Below are 21,896 nucleotides of genomic sequence, written 5' to 3'. Positions count from 1 at the left end.
ATGAGAAATATAAAGTATAAATATTATGGCTTAGGTTTATTCCTAGCTCTGGCAATGATTTTTACAGGTTGTCAGGATGATGATCAAACGTTTGGGGCGGTTAAAATACCAACCAATGTGACCCTTACTGCCGAAATAATCTGTGAAGATTGTACTGATGCAGATGGCGATGGAAGTGGCTTGGTAAATATTGTTGCCACTGCCAGTGGAGCTCTAGCCTATAAGTTTGATTTTGGCGATGGTTTTACTGAAACCAATCAAACAGGTAAGGTAACACATCGTTTTACAAGTGTAGGGGTTAATACGTACACAGTTGTTGTAAATGCCGTTGGTACAGGTGGTGTACAATCTAGCACAACAATGAATGTAACTGTACGCAGCGATTTTGAAGATATCGAGGCCAAGGACTTTTTAAGTGGTGGTTCTGGAAATAGCAAAACCTGGTACTGGGCGGCCGATAAGCCTTCAAATATTGCTTTAGGAAGTAATGTGAAAGATTCTCCAAACCCAGGAGATCATACCTTCCCTACCTTCTTTAACTCTGACCCTTTTCATCCAGATAAATTATGTATGTATGACGCTGAGTTAGTGTTTACTCAGGATGCTGATGGTAATTTAACGTTTCAACAAGTAGTTGGTCAAGCTTATGTTCCTGGAACAGTTGCTGGTGCTTTAGGCGTTGATGGCGATACCTGTCATGGTAGTGATGTTGCTCCGGCATTAGGAATTGAAAGTAGTGTAGCATTAATTCCATCCTCTTCTATAGCTACTGAAGATGCTCAAGATCCAAGTTATAGAGGAACTAGTATCTTTTTGTCAGATGGTGGCTTTATGAGCTGGTACTGTATTAACAGTTTGTTTGAAATCATTACAATTACCAACAGCACGCTTTATGTTAGAGTTGTTGATGGTGTAGATCCGGGCTTGGTTTGGTATTGTACATTCCAAACACAAAACCCTAATGAATCAGAAGGCGGTTTTGAAGATCTTGTATGGTCAGATGAATTTGATACAGATGGTGCGCCAAATGCAGCTAATTGGACTTACGACCTAGGTGCAGGTGGCTGGGGTAATCAAGAATTACAAACCTATACCAACAACCCAGAGAATGTTGTAATTGAAAACGGTATGCTTAAAATTACGGCTATTGCTGATGGCAATGGCGGGTATACCTCTGCAAGAATAAAAACAGAAGGGCTTCAAGAGTATACGTATGGGAAAATAGAATGTCGTGCTAAGTTACCAGTCTCTCAGGGTACTTGGCCGGCAATCTGGATGCTAGGAGCTAACTTCACTGAAGTAGGATGGCCAAATTGTGGTGAAATTGACATCATGGAGCAAACCGGACAGAATAAAAGTGAAACTTCTGGCGCCTTACATTTCCCAGGTAACTCGGGAGGTGAGGCCATTGTTGGTAGAATTGATGTAGAAGATGCCACTTCTGAGTTCCATAACTATACGGTTGAGTGGACTGCAGAGACTATTAAAATGTCAGTGGATGATGAATTCTTTTTCTCATATGATAATAACTCAGAAATTCCATATAACGCAGATATGTTTATGATATTAAATCTCGCTATGGGAGGAAGTCTTGGTGGAACAGTTGATCCTAATTTTACTCAGGACACTTTTGAGATAGATTATATAAGAGTATACCAATAGTATAAATAGATTGTGAAAAGGGTCGGTTTTTCTAACGGCCGACCCTTTTTTTTATGACCAGTTAGATTAATAAACAGAAGCTCTAATCTCAGAGTTGTGTCATTATGGTTTTGGAATAGTTTGAATCGCGATTACAATTAATTTAAACACAGGCTTATATCGACATTTTAGTTTAGTATGTCTTGTTTTAACTGATCTGATATATCAATCAGTTAAAGCAGAAACGAAAAACAGGTTAAGATAAGTATAGTGTTCATTAAGTATAGCTAAGAGCATATTCTGAACAGTATAATCAAGGCATTAATAACAGCTTGAATTAAAAGATTTAGCGTTCAATTCAATCTTTTGTTTAGAAACAACCAAAAATATGCAGGATAATATCAAATTAAATAAACCTTATACCATACTAATAAGTCTAATTGTAGCTTTAGGTGGGTTTTTATTAGGTTTTGATAGTGCTGTTATTTCAGGGGCTATAAAGGGCATTACTGTCTATTTTGAAATGACAGATGAGATGCTTGGGTTTGCCGTTGGTTGTGTCATTTTTGGAGCCATGGCGGGAAATTTATTGGCTGGACCAATGAGTGACCGTTTTGGTAGAAAAAAAGTGCTCATTTTTGTTGCACTTTTGTTTTCGGTCTCTGCAACCTGGTCTGCATTGGCTACAGGATATTTTGAGTTTATCATTGCCAGAATAATTGGTGGTGTTGGTATTGGAGGTGCTATTTTAATTGCTCCAATTTACATTGCTGAAATTGCGCCACCCAAATTAAGAGGAAGTCTGGTGTCTTTTAACCAATTAAATATTGTAATTGGAATATCAGTGGCTTATTTTTCAAACTACTTTTTGGTGCAATTGGAGAACGATAGTTGGCGATGGATGTTAGGTGTAGAGGCCATTCCGGCACTAATATATTTGATTTCATTATTTGCGGTGCCTAGAAGTCCAAGGTGGTTGGTCGTTAGAAGGAATAAGGAGGCTTTAGCATTTGAAACTTTAACAAAAATTGGCGGTGATGATTATGCCAATATAACACTTGAAGAAATTAAACGAAGTACTTCTAAAAAGGAAACTAAAGGAAAGTTTTCAGACATCTTTAAGAGCAAATATGCCACCATAATGATAATTGCTTTGGGTATTGCTTTTTTTCAACAAATTACCGGTATTAATGCAATCTTTTACTACGCACCTACCATTTTTGAACAAGCCGGAGGTAGCACGGATTCATCATTTTTACAAGCTATTGTTGTAGGTCTTACAAATTTAGTTTTTACTCTTGTAGCTATTTGGTTAATTGATAGATTAGGAAGAAAACCGCTATTGTTAATTGGTACAATTTCAATGACAATTGCCTTATTAATGGCAACGTTTGCCTTCAAAAATGCAACCTACCATTTCAATAGGGAAACGTTAAGTAAAGTTAGTAATCCTGAAATAAAGGAAGCATTGACTGAATTAGAAGGTAGAACTTTTGACAATCAGGCAGAGCTTTTCTCTGCCGTGCAATTGAAACTGGATGATGCCGCATTTTTAGACTTCAAAAGGAACGAGATTACAAATTTTATTGATATAAATGCTTCTTTAGTTTTAATGGCCATTTTGCTTTATGTGGCTTCTTTTGCCATATCCTTAGGTCCCGTAATGTGGACGCTAATATCAGAAATATTTCCAAGTTCAATTAAAGGAATCGCTATTTCGGTAGTTGGTTTTTTTAACTCATTAATAAGTTTTTCAGTTACTCAAGTATTTCCATGGGAATTGTCAAATTTAGGACCAACAATCACTTTTGCTATTTATGGAATCTTATCGTTCTGTGCTGTTTTATTTGTTTACAAATTTGTTATTGAAACAAAAGGAAAAACACTTGAAGAAGTAGAAGAGTTATTAGTGAAAAGTTGATTAAAACTTTAAAAGTTAGTAATGATAATTTAGAAAAAAATGAATCAAACAACAATAAATAAAACTAGAGAAATGGCATCAGGTGATATACATGTTAGGGGAGAACAGGTGACTTTCGATAATGAGAATTTTTACAAAATTTCGAATAGTGATGCCATGCGTCCATTTTTTATGAGCATCGTAAGTGATTCAAATCATTGGATGTTTATATCCAGTAATGGCGGGTTAACGGCAGGTAGAAAAAACAGTGAGTCTTCTTTGTTTCCCTATTATACGGACGATAAAATAACAGAGTCGGCGGATATTACCGGTAGTAAAACTATTTTTCAGGTCCATGTTGATGGTGAAATTAAGATATGGGAGCCATTTTCACAGCGGCAAATGGGACTTTATCAAACACGTAGAAATCTTTATAAAAATACGTATGGAAATAAGGTAGTATTTGAAGAAATTAACGAGAACCTAGGCTTAACTTTTAGATATAAATGGAGCTCAAGTAATCGATTTGGTTTTGTTAAAAGTTCCACGCTCATTAATAATAACAATGAAAAGGTAGAGGTGACCGTTTTAGATGGTTTACAAAATATATTGCCTTCAGGAGTTACTACCGATTTGCAAAATAGTAGAAGTAATTTAGTAGATGCCTACAAGAAAAGTGAATTGTTATCAGATTCAGGGGTAGGTGTATTTGCGCTTAGCGCCATAATTGTTGATAAAGCAGAACCAAGTGAAGCGTTAAAGTCCAATGTTGTTTGGTCTTTAGGGATGGATAAACCTACCTATTTAGTTTCTTCCTTGCAGTTAGATAACTTTAGGTTAGGGAAGTCCCTAACACCGGAAGATGATGTAAAGGCCGAAAAAGGAGCATATTTTATGTCTTCAATTCTTAATCTTAAGCCTCAAGCCTCAGAGCAGTGGAAGTTTGTAGCCAATGTGAATCAGTCTATATCAGATGTGGTTTCTATCGCTGAATTGATTAAGAATGAAAATACATTAGCTGAAATGTTGGAACAGGATATTGAAGCCGGAACAAAAAATCTTGTGCAATTGTCAGGTGCTTCAGATGGGTTGCAACTTACAGCTGATTCGCTAATAAATACAAGACATTTTGCAAACACGTTATTCAATATAATGCGTGGAGGTATTTTTGATCATGATTATTTCATAGAGAAGGATGACTTTCTAACTTATATTTCTAAGGCTAATAAAGATGTTTTTGAAAGCAAAATGAAGTCTTTAGAGAATTTGCCCAATAGGTTTACTTTTAGTCATATACAAGACATAGCGTTAAAGGATACTGATAAAGATTTTAAAAGGCTATGCCTAGAATATTTGCCTTTAAAATTTAGTAGACGTCATGGTGATCCAAGTAGGCCTTGGAATAAGTTTTCTATAAATACCAGAAGTGAAATAGACGGATCTAAAATTTTAGATTATGAAGGGAATTGGCGCGATATTTTCCAGAATTGGGAAGCACTTGCGCACTCTTATCCGGAGTTTATTGAAAGTATGATTCATAAATTTTTGAATGCGACCACATTTGAAGGTTATAATCCTTATCGCGTAACAAAAGATGGCTTCGATTGGGAAGTTATAGAAGAAGATGATCCATGGTCATATATTGGCTATTGGGGTGATCATCAAATCATCTATTTATTAAAATTCTTAGAATTCATAGAAGATCACTATCCTAATCGATTAGTATCTTTATTTACTCAAGATATTTTTGTTTATGCTAATGTGCCCTATAAAATAAAGAGTTATCAAGATACCTTAAAGAATCCTAAAGACACCATTGATTTTGATCATAAATTAGATGCAGAGATAAATGTCAGCAGGGCTAAAATAGGTGCAGATGGTGCCTTGTTAAGAGATCAGAACAACGCCATTTATAAAGTAAATCTTATTGAGAAATTGTTAGCGACTGTTTTGGCGAAAATGTCAAATTTCATTCCTGAAGGCGGTATTTGGTTAAATACACAACGTCCAGAATGGAACGATGCTAATAATGCATTAGTAGGGAATGGGGTGTCTATGGTGACACTTTATTATTTAAATCGTTTTTTAAACTTTTTCGAAAGCATAGTATCAAAATCTGATTCAGAAACTATTGAACTTTCAGAGGAATTAGAGGTATTCTTTAATACCGTATTTGGAGTCTTAAATAAGTATAAAAATATTTTATCTGGGCCAATTTCAAATGCAGATAGAAAACTAGTGTTAGATGGTTTAGGAGAAGCGGGAAGTACATATAGAGCCACCATTTATTCTTCAGCATTTACGGGAAGTAAAACATCATTAAATACATCTGATATTTTAAAATTTATTGAAGTAACTCAATCATTTTTACAGCATACCATTACAGTTAATAAACGTGCCGACAATATGTATCATGCTTATAATTTGATGACCGTTGAGAATGACAAAGAGATTTCAATTTCTTACTTGTCAGAAATGCTTGAAGGTCAGGTTGCGGTATTAAGTTCAGGGTATTTGTCTCCAAAAGAAGCTCTTGATTTACTGGATGGTCTTAAGGGTAGCGCCCTCTTTAGAGAAGATCAATATAGTTACATATTGTATCCAAATAAAGAATTACCTCGATTTGATAAAAAGAATAATATTCCTGCCAATAAGGTAGAGCAATCTGCTTTACTACAACAGTTAATTCGAGATAATAATACCTTAATTATTGAGCAGGATGTTTTAGGTAATTACCATTTTAACGGTAATTTTAATAATGCTGATAGTCTCAAAGCGGCTTTAAATACTTTGCCAAAAGATACATATAAGTCTTTAGTAGATGAGGATACAGATGCATTACTTGATATGTTTGAATCTGTTTTTGACCATAAATCTTTTACCGGACGATCTGGTACTTTCTTTGGTTATGAAGGGCTAGGGTCTATTTACTGGCATATGGTATCAAAACTTTTACTTGCAGTACAGGAGAATTGTTTGCTTGCTATAAAAAATAAAGAATCGGATGCCGTGATTGGGAGACTCTTAGATCATTATTATGAAATAAACGCCGGTATTGGTGTGCATAAATCGCCAGAGCTATATGGAGCCTTTCCAACAGATCCTTATTCTCACACGCCTGCTACAAAAGGCGCACAGCAACCAGGAATGACTGGTCAGGTTAAAGAAGATATTTTAAGCAGATTTGGTGAACTAGGTGTCTTTGTAGAAGATGGTGTATTACAATTTAAGCCATTCTTATTGCAACGAAAAGAGTTTCTTATAGAACCATCGGTATACAATTATACAGATATAAGTGGTCAGTCAAATAGTATAGCATTGGAAAAGGATACGCTTTGTTTCTCCTATTGTCAAGTACCAATTATTTACAAGCTATCTGATTTAGAGGGGGTAATCATAATAAACAATAATGGTAGTCACAATGAAATTGAGGGATTGAAATTAGATAGCTCTACTACAGCTATGTTGTTTAAAAGGACTGGTGATATTAATCAAATAATTGTTTCTGTAAAAAAGTAGAATGATCCAGCGTCATAACATAGCATCATGTTTGGTTTTTATCACTATGGGATTTGTTATGCTTTTGAGTTGTCAAAATTCGATTGCAAAAATACATGACCCTGCGATTGTTATAGAGCGAAAAGTAGATTCTTTGTTGGGCTTAATGACTTTAGAAGAGAAAATAGGTCAGATGACGCAGGTAAGGCATTTTTATGATATTAAAAAAGGAGATGTTGTAACTAAGTTTATAGGCTCTGTAATCCATACCAACGGCCCTTTACCGGGAGAAGATGCCTTGGGTTGGCAAGCTAGATTTGTTGAACTTCAAAAAGAAGCCTTATCCACACGTTTGGGTATTCCGCTCTTAATTGGTGTAGATGCCGTTCATGGTCAAAATACTTTTCCGGGGGCGACTATATTTCCGCATAATATTGGTTTGGGGGCATCAAGAAATATGAGTTTGGTAAAACAAGCCGCTCAAGTAACAGCGATTGAAGCTCAAGCAACAGGGTTTAATTGGGTGTTTTCACCCTGTATTGCTATCCCATACAACGAAAAATGGGGACGTGTTTATGAGGCTTTTTCTGAGGATACGGGGCTTACGCAAGAAATGACATTGGTCTCTATAAGTGGGCATCAAGGGCAACTTGCTGATAAAACTACGGTGTTGGCTACGGCCAAACATTTTATTGGAGACGGTGCTACGGATGATGGTATTGAAGGCGGAAATACAACCCTTACCAATCAAGAGATTAGTGCACGCTTACTTCCGCCATACCGTATTGCGGTGGCTTCCGGTGTGGGATCTGTTATGGCCTCTTTTAATACCCTAATGGATAAGCCTATGCATGCGCACAAAGCGTTGATAACGGATACTTTAAAAACTAAAATGGGTTTTGAAGGTATTGTATTAACCGATTGGAAAGGGTATTCCAGATATGGACGGAATGAAATTATCAACGCTGGTATCGATATGGTCATGGCGGTTGATGGTGATCTCGACGTTTTTCAAAAGGGTTTAAAGACAGGTGTGGAAACTGGTTTTGTTTCAATTGAGCGCATTAATGACGCCGTAAAACGGGTATTACGCCAGAAATACAGGTTAGGTTTGTTTGAAAACCCTTTGCCTGACTCAACTTTAGTTTCCAAAATTGGTAGCGCTCCCCATAGGACTATAGCAAAGCAGCTGGTGCGGGAATCACTCGTTTTACTGAAAAACGAGAATAACGCCTTGCCAATTGATAAGAACAGTAAAATAGTTGTTGTTGGCGAACATGCCAATAACTCGGGTCTTCAATCTGGTGGATGGACAATTTCTTGGCAAGGAGAGACTAAAAATTATATTGGGGCCACAACAATTTTGGATGGTTTAAAAAAAGAATCTCAGGCAGAAATTATTTATGATGTAAAAGGAACAGGAACACATTTTGATGCTGATGTGGCCTTAATAGTGGTAGGTGAGCAGCCTTATGCTGAATTTTTTGGGGATATCAACGATACTACAAATTTTGAGCTAACCTTGAGTGAAGCACATCAAAATTATATTAGTACTTATGCTGATGCCGGTGTCAAAACTGTAGTGGTTTTAATTTCAGGACGACCTTTAGTCATTACTGAACCATTAGAACAGGCTGATGCCTTTATAGCCGCATGGCTACCAGGGTCTGAAGGTGATGGCATTGCAGAGGTACTTTATGGGGATTATAATTTCATGGGGAAACTCCCGCATTCTTGGCCTAAATCTGTAGATGATTATAAAGGCCTTTATGGACCTAATTTTTGGGATGATTCAATAGAACCACTATTTGAATATGGATATGGACTCAAATATTAGTTAGTCAATAGGGAAAATTAAATTTAGAATGCAATGATTTTTAATATAAAGAAAATAGGTCTACTAACCGCTTTAATTGCAGTCTTGGGATGTGCAAATAAAGTTAAAAAACAAAATGAAAAAGTGATTGAAGAAAAACATATAACGGCAGCAGATATTTTAGGTAATCCAGACTACCAAGCTATTTCCTACGGAGGATATAGGCAGAAGTCTAGAGAAATTCAACCAACAATACCCCAGTTAAAGGAAGATATGAAAATCCTATCAGCTATGGGAATAAGGGTTTTGCGTACTTATAATGTACAAATACCGCTACCGCATGCTTCAAACTTATTAAAGGCAATTAGTGAACTTAAAAAGGAAGACCCTAGTTTCGAAATGTATGTGATGTTAGGTGCATGGATTGATTGTCAAAATGCCTGGACAGATTTGCCAGTGAATCATGAGGTAGAGGCTGATTATAATGAAGCCGAAATTGACAGGGCTGTAGCCTTAGCAAACAAATACCCAGATATAGTAAAGATAATTGCGGTAGGTAATGAAGCTATGATTCGATGGGCAACAAGTTATTTTGTTAGACCTAATGTTATTTTAAAGTGGGTAAACCATTTGCAAGGTTTGAAGAATTCTGGAAAACTACCCAAAGACCTTTGGATTACAAGTTCAGATGATTTTGCTTCTTGGGGCGGGGGAGATCCTTCATATCATACACCTGAATTGGAGGCATTAATCAAGTCTGTTGATTATATATCAATGCACACATATCCTATGCATAATTCACATTATAATCCTGCGTTTTGGATAGCTCCGAAAGATGAAAACCATTTGTCTGAGATTGAAAAAATTGAATCCGCTATGATTAGGGCTAGAGATTTTGCTATCAATCAATATGATGAGGTTTCAAAGTATATGAAAAGTCTTGGTGTCGATAAACCCATCCATATTGGAGAAACGGGCTGGGCGACTGTTTCTAATGGTCATTATGGCGTTTCTGGTTCAAAGGCTGCAGATGAATATAAATCTGGCAGATATTATCAATTAATGCGAGAATGGTCTAATAAGGAAGGTGTATCCTGCTTTTATTTTGAAGCTTTTGATGAGCAATGGAAAGATGCCAAAAATAGTTTGGGATCTGAAAACCACTTTGGTTTAATTAATCTCAAAGGAGAGGCTAAATATGGACTCTGGGAATTGGTAGATCAAGGCCTTTTTGATGGTTTAACTCGGGATGGTCAAGAAATAAGAAAGACATATGGCGGAGACAAAGCGTCACTTTTAAATGATGTTTTAGTACCACCATCAGAATATGGTTTAGTGCCTCAACATTAAGAATAAATATTAATTATGATGAAAAGAATACTTCTTTTATTAATGATTACTGGCTTATTATCCTGTAAAGGTGCTGATAACACAAATGCTGTTGAAGTGTCTGGACGTTCAATTATGGTAAATAATACACCTTTTACTATTAAGGGAATATGTTATCACCCAGTGGCTAAAGGAGCTGAGCAAAGAAGTTTTGAGAATTTAAACCAAGATTTAGATTTAATGCTAGAGGCTGGGATTAATACCATTCGTGTATATGCACCCATAGATAATCTAGAAGTACTTGATGCCATTGAAGAAGCAGGTATAAAACTAATAGTAGGTTTTGGATATAATCAAGGCGGACATTTTGATATACTTTCAGGAACTTTTATTGATTACGTGAATACATATAAGAATCATCCTGTGATATTAATGTGGGAATTGGGGAATGAATATAATTATCATCCCGAATGGTTTGATGGTGATTTAAAAAATTGGTATCAAGCCATGAATGATGCTGCCAAACTGGTTCATGAAAATGATCCAAATCATCCAGTAACCACAGCGCATGGCGAATTACCCGATGAATTAGCATTGAAGTCTTCACCAAATATAGATGTATGGGGTATGAATGTATATCGATGGGATGACCCCACAGATATCTTCGAAGCTTGGAAAGAAAGGAGTGATAAGCCTATGTATTTATCTGAGGCCGGAGGGGATAGCTATATGACCATTGCCAAGGCTGGCTATGAAGCTGGGATTAATGAAAAAGCGCAAGCAGACGCCAATGCTAATATTTTAGAAAGTGTTTTTAATAATCAAGAGATCTGTTCTGGAGTAACTATGTTTTCATTTACCGATGGTTGGTGGAAGGCCGGAAATTTAGATACTCAAGATCCGGGGGGATGGGCACCAAATAGCAGCGGAGTGCCCTATGATGGCACACCAAATGAGGAGTATTGGGGTATGGTGGATATAGACCGAAATAAGAAAGAAACATTTGATATTATTAAATCCTATTATAAACAACTAAACCAATAACAATGAATAAGAGGGTATATATAGTTTTCATATTGGCGGTTCTTTTATCCGCTAGTTGTATTAAACAAAAAGAAAAAAGTGATATGATGCGTTTTGAAGTTTTTGAAACCTCTAAAAAAGGTAATAAACTTAGTAAAGTAACTAATTTCAAAAGGTCGGATAGTGCTGTTTCGATTGTGTTAAAACCGGAGTCAACACTGCAAACAATCACAGGTTTTGGTGGTGCTTTTACAGAAGCTTCAGCCCATCTTTTAAACCAATTAAGTAAAGGAAATAGAGATACTATTTTAAAAGCCTATTTCGCTAAAGACGGTGCGCGATATTCATTAACAAGAACACATATGAATTCTTGTGATTTTTCTTTATCCAACTATTCGTATACCCCAGTTGAAGGTGATAAAACATTAGAACACTTTAGTGTTGAAGAAGATAAGGATGATTTAATACCTATGATTAAGGATGCCATGGTAGTATCAGAAGATGGGTTCAAGTTATTTGGGTCGCCATGGACTGCCGCGCCATGGATGAAAGATAATAACAGCTGGGTTGGAGGCAAATTGCTTCCTGAATATTATGATACCTGGGCGCTGTTTTTTTCAAAATATGCAGATGCTTACAAAGCTGAAGGCATAGATATTTGGGGTTTTACTGTTGAAAACGAACCTATGGGTAATGGTAATAATTGGGAGAGTATGCATTATACCCCTGATGAGATGACCAATTTTGTGCAAAATCATTTGGGACCAAAACTTGAGGCAGACGGTAAAGGGGATCTTAAGATTTTAGGATTCGACCAAAACCGAGCACATTTAAAAGATTGGGTGGATTCTATGTATAAAACAGAGGCTTCTTCAAAATATTTTGATGGAACAGCCATTCATTGGTATGATAGCACCTATGAAATTTTTCCACAAGAATTGCAAGACGCCCACCATAAGGCGCCAGATAAATTATTAATTCAAACGGAAGCATGTGTAGATTCTGAAGTTCCAAAATGGCAAGATGATGCCTGGTACTGGAGAAAAGAAGCTACGGATTGGGGTTATGATTGGGCCACGGAGGAGAATAAATATTTACACCCAAAGTATGCACCTGTAAATCGATATGCCAGAGATATTATAGGGTGTTTGAATAATTGGGTTGACGGCTGGGTAGATTGGAATATGGTATTAGATATTCAAGGCGGGCCAAATTGGTTTAAAAACTGGTGTGTAGCCCCTGTCATTGTTGATACAGATAAGGATGAGGTGTATTTCACACCTTTATACTATACCATGGCGCATTTTAGTAAATATATACGGCCAGAGGCTCAAATTATAGCATTAGAAAATTCAGATAATGACCTGATGGTCACCGCAGCTAAGAACACCGATAACACCATAGCTGTTGTGATTTATAATGAAACAGAAACCCCAAAAAGTATTAACCTATTATTAAATGAAAACACCATGGAATTTTCGATAGATGCTAAAGCAATTCAAACTGTTGTGATTCCAAACTAATTAAAACCAAAGCCATATGCCAACTGTAAAAACTACTGCAAAAGATAAAGTCCCTATTGGTCAAAAAGCCGCCTTTGGAGCTGGCCATTTTGTTCTTAATTTGTTACCAGGCGCCCTAGGGTTCTTTATGTTTTTTCTATTGACCGCATTTGGTATGGATCCGCTTTATGCAGGTATACTTGGCGCGCTTCCTAGATTATTTGATGCTGTTTCAGATCCTATAATGGGTTTTATCACAGATAATACAAAATCCAGATGGGGAAGAAGACGGCCATTTATTTTTGTTGGTGCCATCTTAAGTGGCATTTTATTTGCCTTAACATGGCAGATGTCTCCGGAAAACTCTCAAATGTATAATTTTTGGTATTTTCTGATTTTGACCATCCTATTCTTGGCCGGAAATACCATGTATGCCACACCTCTAGTTGGTTTGGGATATGAAATGACTTCGGATTATAATGAACGGACGAGATTAATGGCCTTTTCTAATACCATGGGTCAGATTGCTTGGATGATAGTACCTTGGTTTTGGGTAATCATTGCAGATCCTAATATTTATGAAACACAAGCTGAAGGCGTAAGACATTTATCCATAATTGTAGGATGTCTATGCGGGGTTTTAGGATTACTACCTGCTATTTTTTGTAGAGGCATTGATTCTTCGCATATGGAAAACAGAAAAAAAATAACCTTCAAAACATTGGCTTCTAATTTAAAGGATCTTTGGGGAGGCATAATGCAGGTGTCAAAAAATAAGCCTTTCATGAAGCTTTGTGGCGCTACATTTTTGGTGTTTAATGGGTTTCAATTGGTGGCAGCATTTAGTGTGTATATTATTGTATTTTATATGTACAATGGTAGTTATGCCCAAGCCGGAACTTGGCCAGCGTGGTTTTCAACCATCACCGCGGTAACAACTGCTTTTCTTGTTATTCCTATTATTTCAAAAATGGCTAATAAATGGGGTAAACGCAGGGCATTTATTATTTCCACAGTTATTTCTATTGTGGGGTATATCTTAAAATGGTGGGGCTTTAATACAGAGCTCAACGAAAGTTTTAATAAGACTGGTTTTGGTCAATCTTTGAACAGTGGTGTTGCTTCGGTCTTTGAAGGGTTAAATCCATTTCTAGAAAGTATCGGGATGACATGGTTTAGCATTGACACAAGTCAAGGGTCTCCATGGTTGATTTTTATGCCTATACCATTTATAGCCTTTGGTTTAGGCGGGCTATTTACGCTCATGATGAGTATGACTGCCGATGTTTGTGATCTGGATGAGTTAGAAAACGGCATGCCGAGAAAGGAAGGTACTTTTGGAGCTATTTATTGGTTGATGGTTAAAATCGGTCAATCCATTGCTTTGTTTTTAGGCGGTTTGGTTCTAAAATTAGTAGGCTTTATTTCAGATGCACCAACACAAAGTGTCGAGACCATGAATAGTTTAAGAATAGCAGATATTCTTATTCCGTCAATCACGGCTGGTATGGCCATTTGGATTATGTATAAGTACAGTTTAAGTGAGTCACGAGCACGTGATATAAAAGAACAATTAGTAGCCCGTAGAGGAGAATTATAGAAAATAATAGATAAAAATTAGAGTTATGTCAAGTGGAAGAAATCATAAAATAATGTCGCTGTCAGGAGGTAACCTGGATAACAAAACAACAAAAGGTTTACAATACGTTTTTGAAAAAGTATTAAATAGAGGGATGCATGGTTTGTGTTTTAGCCCTTACGAAGAAGGACAAGAACCTGGTGCACAGATAACCGAAGAACAAATAAGAAGACGCATGGAAATAATAAAACCATATACAAAATGGATACGGTCGTTTTCATGTACTGATGGTAATGAGGCTATTCCAAGAATTGCGAAGGAATATGGTATAAAAACGCTAGTAGGAGCATGGTTAGGGAACGATGCAGAAATTAATAAAAAGGAGATAGCCGGTCTAATTCAACTGGCTAAAGAAGGGTATGTTGATATAGCTGCCGTAGGTAATGAAGTCATGTATCGTGGAGATTTAACAGAAGATGAATTACTGGACTTCATGAAGGAAGTAAAAACAGCAATCCCTGAAATACCTATGGGGTATGTGGATGCTTATTATGAATTTACTGAACGGCCAAAGATTACCGAAGCATGTGATGTTATTTTAGCCAACTGCTATCCGTATTGGGAAGGCTGTAGTTTGGAATATTCTCTGTTGTATATGAAAGATATGTTTGCTCAAGCTACTAAGGCAGCTAACGGAAAAAAGGTGATTATTACTGAAACAGGCTGGCCAAGTCAAGGGGAAGGACTCCATGGTGCATTGCCATCATTTGAGAACGCTATAAAATATTTTATTAACGGACAAAATTGGTCTAACGAAGATCAAATAGAAATGTTCTATTTTTCTTCTTTTGATGAATCTTGGAAAGTTGGTGCTGAGGGCGATGTTGGAGCGTATTGGGGGCTTTGGGATAAAGATGAACGTATTAAGTTTGTTGAAAAATCCTTCAAATCCCGTGGTAAAAGATTGTTCAATCTTAGTTGATTCATGCGCATTGTGATATTCGGAACTTAGTTCATATATTGTTATAAAAATTAGATCCTACAAAATGATTAGAATGAAGGAATTGAGATGTATTGCTTTTACTGTTTTGTTCTTAGTATTAGCTTGTGAAAATACAAATAGAAACCTCTATCCAGAAAAACTGGTTGGAGGTTTTGAGTTATTAGCACCGGAAGTTACGGGTATTGATTTTAATAATAGACTTAGGGAAACTAAAGATTTAAATCATTATTTCTATAGCCAAATTTATGTGGGGTCGGGTGTGGCTATAGGTGATTTAAACAATGATGGGTTATCGGATATTTTTTTTGGTGGAAATCAAGTTTCTGATCGATTATATCTTAATAAAGGGAATTTTCAATTTGAAGATATTACTAAAAAGTCAAAAGTTGCAAAAAACGCGGGATGGACATGGGGTGTGACCATGGCCGATGTCAATGCAGATGGATACCTTGATATTTATGTAAGTAGAAATGGAAATTCTATGAATCTCGAAGATCGAAAAAACCAACTTTACATTAATAATCATGATTTAACTTTTACTGAATCTGCTATGAAATATGGATTGGCAGATGTTGGATACTCTACTCAAGCGTTATTCTTTGACATGGATAATGATGGCGACTTAGATATGTATCAAGTTAATCAAGTAGTTGATAAAAAAATTGCTTTAGTAAATAAAATTCCCTCTAAGCATTATGAATTCTTTAAGGATAGGATTTATAAAAATGAAAATGGAAAATTTAGGGATGTATCTGATGAGGTTGGTATTTCTAGAGATTTAGCATATGGCCTGAGTGTTAATGCCTCAGATTTTAATAATGATGGTTGGATGGATCTCTATGTTGCCAATGATTATGCCGAACCTGATTTTATGTATTATAACAATGGCGATGGTACGTTTCGTAATGTCATTAATGAGAAGTTAAAACACATTACCAATTTGAGTATGGGTTCTGATACTGGAGATGTAAACAACGATGGTCTTATGGACTTAATCACAACTGATATGACTCCTGAAGATCACTATCGATCAAAAACGAATATGGCTTCTATGAGTATCGAAGCCTTTAATACTCTAGTTGATGCCGGGGCGCATCATCAATATATGGCCAACGCATTACAGATTAATACAGGCATGGGGAGTTTTTCTGATGTAGCAAATTTGGCGGGAATAGCCAATACTGATTGGAGTTGGTCTAGTCTTTTAGTAGATTTAGATAATGATGGTTGGAAAGATATCATGGTGTCAAATGGTATAAAGAAAGATGTGGATAACAATGATTATTTAGCGCTTTTAAGGAATCTTGACCCTAAAACTATAACGCCAGAAAAACTATTTCAAATTAGTAAAGATGCACCTTCGCAACGCATATCAAATTATGTATTTAGAAATAAGGGAAATTTTGAGTATGAAAAAGTGACTAAAGATTGGGGCTTTGATACCCCTAGTTTTTCTAGTGGAATGGCCTATGGCGATTTAGATAATGACGGTGACTTGGATGTTGTGATTAATAATATGGATGCGCCGGCATTTGTTTATAAAAACAAAGCTACAGGTAATTTTTTAAAAATAAACTTAGAAGGTAGTGATAAGAATGTTTTTGGCTATGGCGCCAAAGCCATTATTCATCACAATGGTATAAAGCAAGTTGCCGAAAATAGCGTAACAAGAGGTTTTATATCTTCTGTAGAACCAGGATTGTTTTTTGGTTTAGGAAAAGAAATAAAAGTTGAAAAAGTTGAAGTTGTTTGGCCAGACGGAAAAGTAAATCGCTTTGAGGATGTTAGCGCAAATAAAACGCTAACAGCTAAATATAGCAGCGCGGAAATACGAGCGATAAAAACTATAGAAAAACCAAGATTGCTTATTGCCTCTAATGCATCTGATCAAGGATTGGCATATAAGCATGAAGAAAATGATTTCAACGATTTTGAAAAAGAGATATTGTTACCTCATAGATTATCTGAAAATGGTCCATTCTCAGCAGTGGCAGATGTCAATGCAGATGGTTTAGAAGATGTATTTATTGGTGGAGCAGCTGGATCTAGCGCTATCCTTTATTTACAAAAAGAAAATAAAAAATTTGAAAAGAGCAATTCTCAACCATGGGAAAACGATAGGGCTGCTGAAGATTTGGGCTGTGTGTTTTTTGATGTTGATAATGATGGTGACCAGGATTTATATGTTGCTAGTGGTGGCAATGAGTTCATTAGAGGAAATAAATTTTTAAAGGATCGCTTATATTTCAATAACGGAATGGGGCAATTTACAAAAAAGGACTACGCAGTACCCGCAATATATGAAAGTACGCAATGTGTAAAGGTGTCTGATATTGATGCAGATGGTGATTTAGATTTGTTTGTTGGGACTAGACTAATAGCAGAGCAATACCCATTTCCTGCAAGCAGCTATTTGTTAATTAATGACAAAGGCACCTTTAAAAAAGCAGATAATAAATTAGCGCCCGATCTTGAGAATATTGGTATGGTTACAGATGCTGTTTTTACTGATATAGATAAAGATGGTGATGATGACCTCATGGTGGTAGGTGAATGGATGAAAATTACTTTGCTGACTAATAATAACGGAGAATTTAAAAATAGTTCTGATAACTTTGGACTGGAAGATACAAGGGGTATTTGGTGGTCCATAACGGCTAGTGATTTAGATAATGATGGTGATGATGATTACATTGTTGGTAACTTAGGCAGGAATAATAAATTCAAAGCATCAAAAGAACATCCGTTTAAAGTTTATTCTAATGATTTTGACGATAATGGTACGAATGATGTGGTTTTAGCTAAATTTTATAAAGATGATTATGTGCCTTTAAGAGGAAGAGAGTGTACAAGCCAGCAAATGCCTTATGTGTCTGAAAAATTTAAAGATTATAATAGCTTTGCCTCATCTAAATTGTTGGAAATTCTACCAGAAGATAAAATAAAAGGGGCTGTAGTATATGAGATTAATAATTTTGAAAGTATCATACTGATTAATAATAATGGAACTCTTAGCCGAAAAGCACTACCTATACAAGCTCAATTATCACCACTAAAATCGTCGTTAGTTCAGGATTTTAATAAAGATGGATTTCAAGATATTATGACGGTAGGAAATCATTATGGTGTTGAGGTGGAAACCACACGATATGACGCTGGATATGGCGCCATACTTTTAGGTGATGGTAAAAATAATTTTAGCTTTATGCCCCCCCAGGAGAGCGGTTTCTATGTGCCAAATGACAGTCGATCTATTTCTAGAATAAAGCAAAACAATAATTTCTTAATTCTTGTGACTAATAATAATGATGTCTCAAATGTTTTTACCGGCCATGTTAATTAGATTATTTTAATGATTATTTTTTACCTGATACTTTGATTTTCTGTTTTTTTGTAAGTCAATGACTATCTAAGAATATATTACAGGTATACAGCCTGATTTTTTTACCACAACATTACCAATACATATCTTAAAAAAGACGCTTTGCTCCGACTTATGTTCTGTTAATCCTTAAAACAAGAAAGCTTTTAAACTCTAGTGCTAAGGCTTGTTGTTTTGAGATATTCTCAATAATTTAGTGTTTTTATTGTCATGTATGTTTTTTGTATAGGCTTTTTTTATGGCTTATGCATTGATGAGGTTTTAACTTTACAAAAATGGTTATTTCAAATATTGAATAGCCGATTATTAATTCTTAAAACCTAATTATGAAAAAAATTACATTTCTCTTTATCCTATTGGTTATTTCTTTAGGGTATTCCCAGCAAGCTATTCTGGAAGATTTTGAAGGCGCTGAACCCGAAACTGCTTGGTTTGATGCCGGGCCTAACGCCACAGTTGCAGTAAGTTCTGCTGAATCTGCAGGTACTGGGACGAAGTCATTACAACTAATTACTGAGGCTGCCGGTCAGAATTGGCAAGGAGCAAGCCTTATGATGCAGAACAAAAAAATAGATATGAGAACAGCAGATAAAACAGTGAGTTTTGATGTTTACTCCATGTCAGGAAGAAATTTTCTTGTAAAACTAGCGAGCGCAGATGCTGGTTCTTCTGAGGCTCAAAATTCTAAAACTTTTGTAACACACCCAGGTGGTGGATGGGCTAAGTTAACTGCTGATTTTAATGTTGCCGCAGATACGGGGCAACCAGGATATAATCCTCCAAATGATCAATTTTCTGCTATAATTTTCTATCCTTTTTATGATTCTTCATCGGGCCCTGCTGGTGGCTGGTTTGATGCTGCTGTAAGTCTTTCTTATATTGATAATTTTACCGCTATTGCTGGAGATGATATTTCTGTCACTCCTCCCGGTCCTACACCGCCAAATGTACAAGCACCTCTTCCTCCAAATAGGATGGCATCTGATGTTGTTTCTATTTATAGTGATTCTTATGAAGGAGGTATAGCTTATGATAACTTTGACGCCGGATGGTGTGGTGGAGCAGCTGTAACACCAATTTTGATAGCAGGTAACAATACGTTACAAAAGAATGCAGGAATAGAATGTCATGGTATAGATTTTCAGAGTGATAGACAAGATTTATCCGGTTTCACACATATTCATTTTGACTTTTTTACGGATGACGCTGACTTAACTGGAGATGTGTTTAACGTAAAGTTGGTCGATTTTGCTGGTGGAGGAGGAGAAGCATCTGCATTAGAAGTTAATATTAATACAGGTACTATTCCTGCTATTGTTGCTAATTCTTGGGTTTCAGTAGATGTTGATATTACTTCATTAGGAGGTGTTGTTGGTGGCAGCCTAACTAGAGGTGATGTTGCACAAATAGGTATCACAACGGCAAATTTAACTAATGTGTGGTATGATAATATTTACTTACATAAAAATACAACTTTAGGTGTTGATGATAATGAAATAGCTGGTTTTAAAGTTTATCCAAACCCATCAAATAGTGTTTGGAATATTAAATCTGCAAACAATAATATCACTTCTGTTACTGTAGTAGATGTGTTAGGTAAAGGTGTGTTATCAATAAATGCAAACGGAAAAGAAGTTAGTATTGACGGAACAAGCTTAAAAGCTGGTTTGTATTTTGCAACTGTACAAACATTAGCCGGTTCTAAAAGTATTAAATTGATAAAAAGATAGTTTAGTAGTTTATTATGTAGTTTGTAAAGAGTGTGATTTTATGGTCACACTCTTTTCTTGTTTAAAGGCTTTATCTTTTGCTTGCTTTTAGAATTATAGATGTTGTGGTTTTGTATTAGTAAAAAAGGGTTAATGGTTGTTTTGTAGTGGTTTTGTTGGGGTGTTTTTTTTCTTAAAGAACGGATTATGGATGACCTTTGAAATTAAACTAAAACTAAACTCCCTTTCTTATGAAAATAATTACTTTCCTTTTTTTGACTTCAAGTATCTTAGGGTTTTCGCAATCCTTACCAATAAGTTTTGAAGAGTCAACAGATCCTGCTTATTTTTTCACCTGTTTTGACTGTAATTTTGGTTTAGCAGTAGACCCCCTTGATTCTGGTAATCCAGTTGGGGAGCTTACAAGCTATGATTACGCTGAATTTGGTTCGGCTCAAACCATTGAACTTGATCAATATGTGGACTTGTCTGATGATAATAATAATACCATCACTTTTAGAATAAACCCTTTGAATGGATCAGGAAGCGGGAATCATATGTTGAAGTTTTCGGGCGGAACACCTCCTTATACCGCTGAAGTAAGGTTTAATACAATAGGGACAGGATGGCAAACCATCACGCTAGATTTTGGACCTAACTTAGGTGTCTACCGAAATCTTATCATTTTTCCTGATTTCCAAAGTTTTGAAACCGATGTTTATCTTATTGATGATATTGCAGGTGCAGTTAATGTGCCACCACGAGCTACACCTTCTAAAGATGCACCAATTCCAACTATACCGGCTAATAAGGTTAAAAGTGTTTATGGAGAAACGTATACAAACATTGAGTACCTCTATAACTTTTCCGAATCATTTAGGGAGGTAGATATAGAAAATAATGGTAATAAAGCTTTAGAAGTCGATCTTGGATATTATGGTGCTGGTTTTCGAAATACGGATGTTTCAAGTGATGCCTACGTGCATTTTGATTATTGGACAACAGATGCTACAAGGTTTGCATTTAGAGTGAATTCTGAAAACCCGCTTACTAATGATAAACAATATGTTCTGGGTACAGGAGGGAGCGAAGCCATCGTGAAGAACGCTTGGACAAGTGTTTTTATCCCATTATCAGTTTATGGTGGCCAAGGAGTGAATCTTCAAGATGTCTATCAGTATAATTTTGTTGATGACGGAGGCACAGGGACTGTTTTTATTGATAATATATACTTTACCAGTGAAAGTAACCTCAGTGTAAATGGCTTTGATTTAACTGGTTTATCAGTAAGCCCGAATCCATCTTCTAGTAGCTGGAACATCAACACACAAAATCAAATACTTTCCATGGTTGAGGTGTTTGATGTTTTAGGTAAAAGCGTCATGTCACTATCTTCTAAAAGTACTTCAGTGAAAATTGATGCTGAGCACCTACAGGCTGGTATTTATATAGCAAGACTTAGTACGCAAGAAGGAAACATGCACACCGTAAAGCTTGTTAAAAATTAACAAGTT

Annotated in this window: 12 protein-coding genes; all 12 read left to right on the top strand. The window is 36.1% G+C overall.

Annotation, left to right across the window (positions count from 1 at the left end; genetic code table 11):
• The 12 genes from IE051_RS07240 (at position 1) to IE051_RS07185 (ending at position 21,890) form a co-directional block, all read left to right on the top strand.
• On the top strand, positions 1–1,662 hold the full coding sequence (locus tag IE051_RS07240) for a family 16 glycosylhydrolase (RefSeq protein WP_189360120.1): 1,662 nt from the start codon (positions 1–3) through the stop codon (positions 1,660–1,662).
• Between the two features lie 367 nt (positions 1,663–2,029).
• Positions 2,030–3,562, top strand: a complete 1,533-nt coding sequence (locus IE051_RS07235; RefSeq protein WP_189360119.1) for a sugar porter family MFS transporter — start codon at positions 2,030–2,032, stop codon at positions 3,560–3,562.
• Between the two features lie 39 nt (positions 3,563–3,601).
• Positions 3,602–7,060: a 1,3-beta-D-glucan phosphorylase, GH149 family gene (locus tag IE051_RS07230; protein WP_189360118.1), complete on the top strand. Its 3,459-nt coding sequence runs from the start codon at positions 3,602–3,604 to the stop codon at positions 7,058–7,060.
• Position 7,061: 1 nt separating this feature from the next.
• On the top strand, positions 7,062–8,876 hold the full coding sequence (locus IE051_RS07225; RefSeq protein ID WP_229796750.1) for a glycoside hydrolase family 3 protein: 1,815 nt from the start codon (positions 7,062–7,064) through the stop codon (positions 8,874–8,876).
• Between the two features lie 33 nt (positions 8,877–8,909).
• Positions 8,910–10,205 carry a glycosyl hydrolase family 17 protein gene (locus tag IE051_RS07220; protein ID WP_189360117.1) on the top strand — a complete coding sequence of 432 codons (1,296 nt, stop codon included), beginning with the start codon at positions 8,910–8,912 and terminating at the stop codon, positions 10,203–10,205.
• Between the two features lie 15 nt (positions 10,206–10,220).
• Positions 10,221–11,228 carry a glycoside hydrolase family 2 TIM barrel-domain containing protein gene (locus tag IE051_RS07215; RefSeq protein ID WP_189360116.1) on the top strand — a complete coding sequence of 336 codons (1,008 nt, stop codon included), beginning with the start codon at positions 10,221–10,223 and terminating at the stop codon, positions 11,226–11,228.
• Positions 11,229–11,230: 2 nt separating this feature from the next.
• Entirely contained in the window at positions 11,231–12,730 is a 1,500-nt protein-coding gene (locus IE051_RS07210; protein ID WP_189360115.1) for a glycoside hydrolase family 30 protein, read from the top strand.
• Positions 12,731–12,746: 16 nt separating this feature from the next.
• Positions 12,747–14,309, top strand: a complete 1,563-nt coding sequence (locus IE051_RS07205) for an MFS transporter (protein ID WP_189360114.1) — start codon at positions 12,747–12,749, stop codon at positions 14,307–14,309.
• 25 nt (positions 14,310–14,334) lie between these two features.
• On the top strand, positions 14,335–15,270 hold the full coding sequence (locus tag IE051_RS07200) for a glycoside hydrolase family 17 protein (protein WP_189360113.1): 936 nt from the start codon (positions 14,335–14,337) through the stop codon (positions 15,268–15,270).
• A 73-nt stretch (positions 15,271–15,343) separates the two neighbouring features.
• The gene (locus tag IE051_RS07195; protein ID WP_189360112.1) at positions 15,344–18,634 is read left to right on the top strand and encodes a VCBS repeat-containing protein; all 3,291 of its coding nucleotides are present in this window, start codon (positions 15,344–15,346) and stop codon (positions 18,632–18,634) included.
• 365 nt (positions 18,635–18,999) lie between these two features.
• Positions 19,000–20,403 carry a T9SS type A sorting domain-containing protein gene (locus IE051_RS07190; protein ID WP_189360111.1) on the top strand — a complete coding sequence of 468 codons (1,404 nt, stop codon included), beginning with the start codon at positions 19,000–19,002 and terminating at the stop codon, positions 20,401–20,403.
• A 230-nt stretch (positions 20,404–20,633) separates the two neighbouring features.
• Positions 20,634–21,890: a T9SS type A sorting domain-containing protein gene (locus IE051_RS07185; protein WP_189360110.1), complete on the top strand. Its 1,257-nt coding sequence runs from the start codon at positions 20,634–20,636 to the stop codon at positions 21,888–21,890.
• Positions 21,891–21,896 lie beyond the last annotated feature (6 nt).

It is taken from the genome of Algibacter mikhailovii, from assembly GCF_014651495.1.
Classification (GTDB): domain Bacteria; phylum Bacteroidota; class Bacteroidia; order Flavobacteriales; family Flavobacteriaceae; genus Algibacter_E; species Algibacter_E mikhailovii.
The sequence above is the reverse complement of the archived record's forward strand: the minus strand, read 5'-3'. Positions and strand labels throughout refer to the sequence as shown.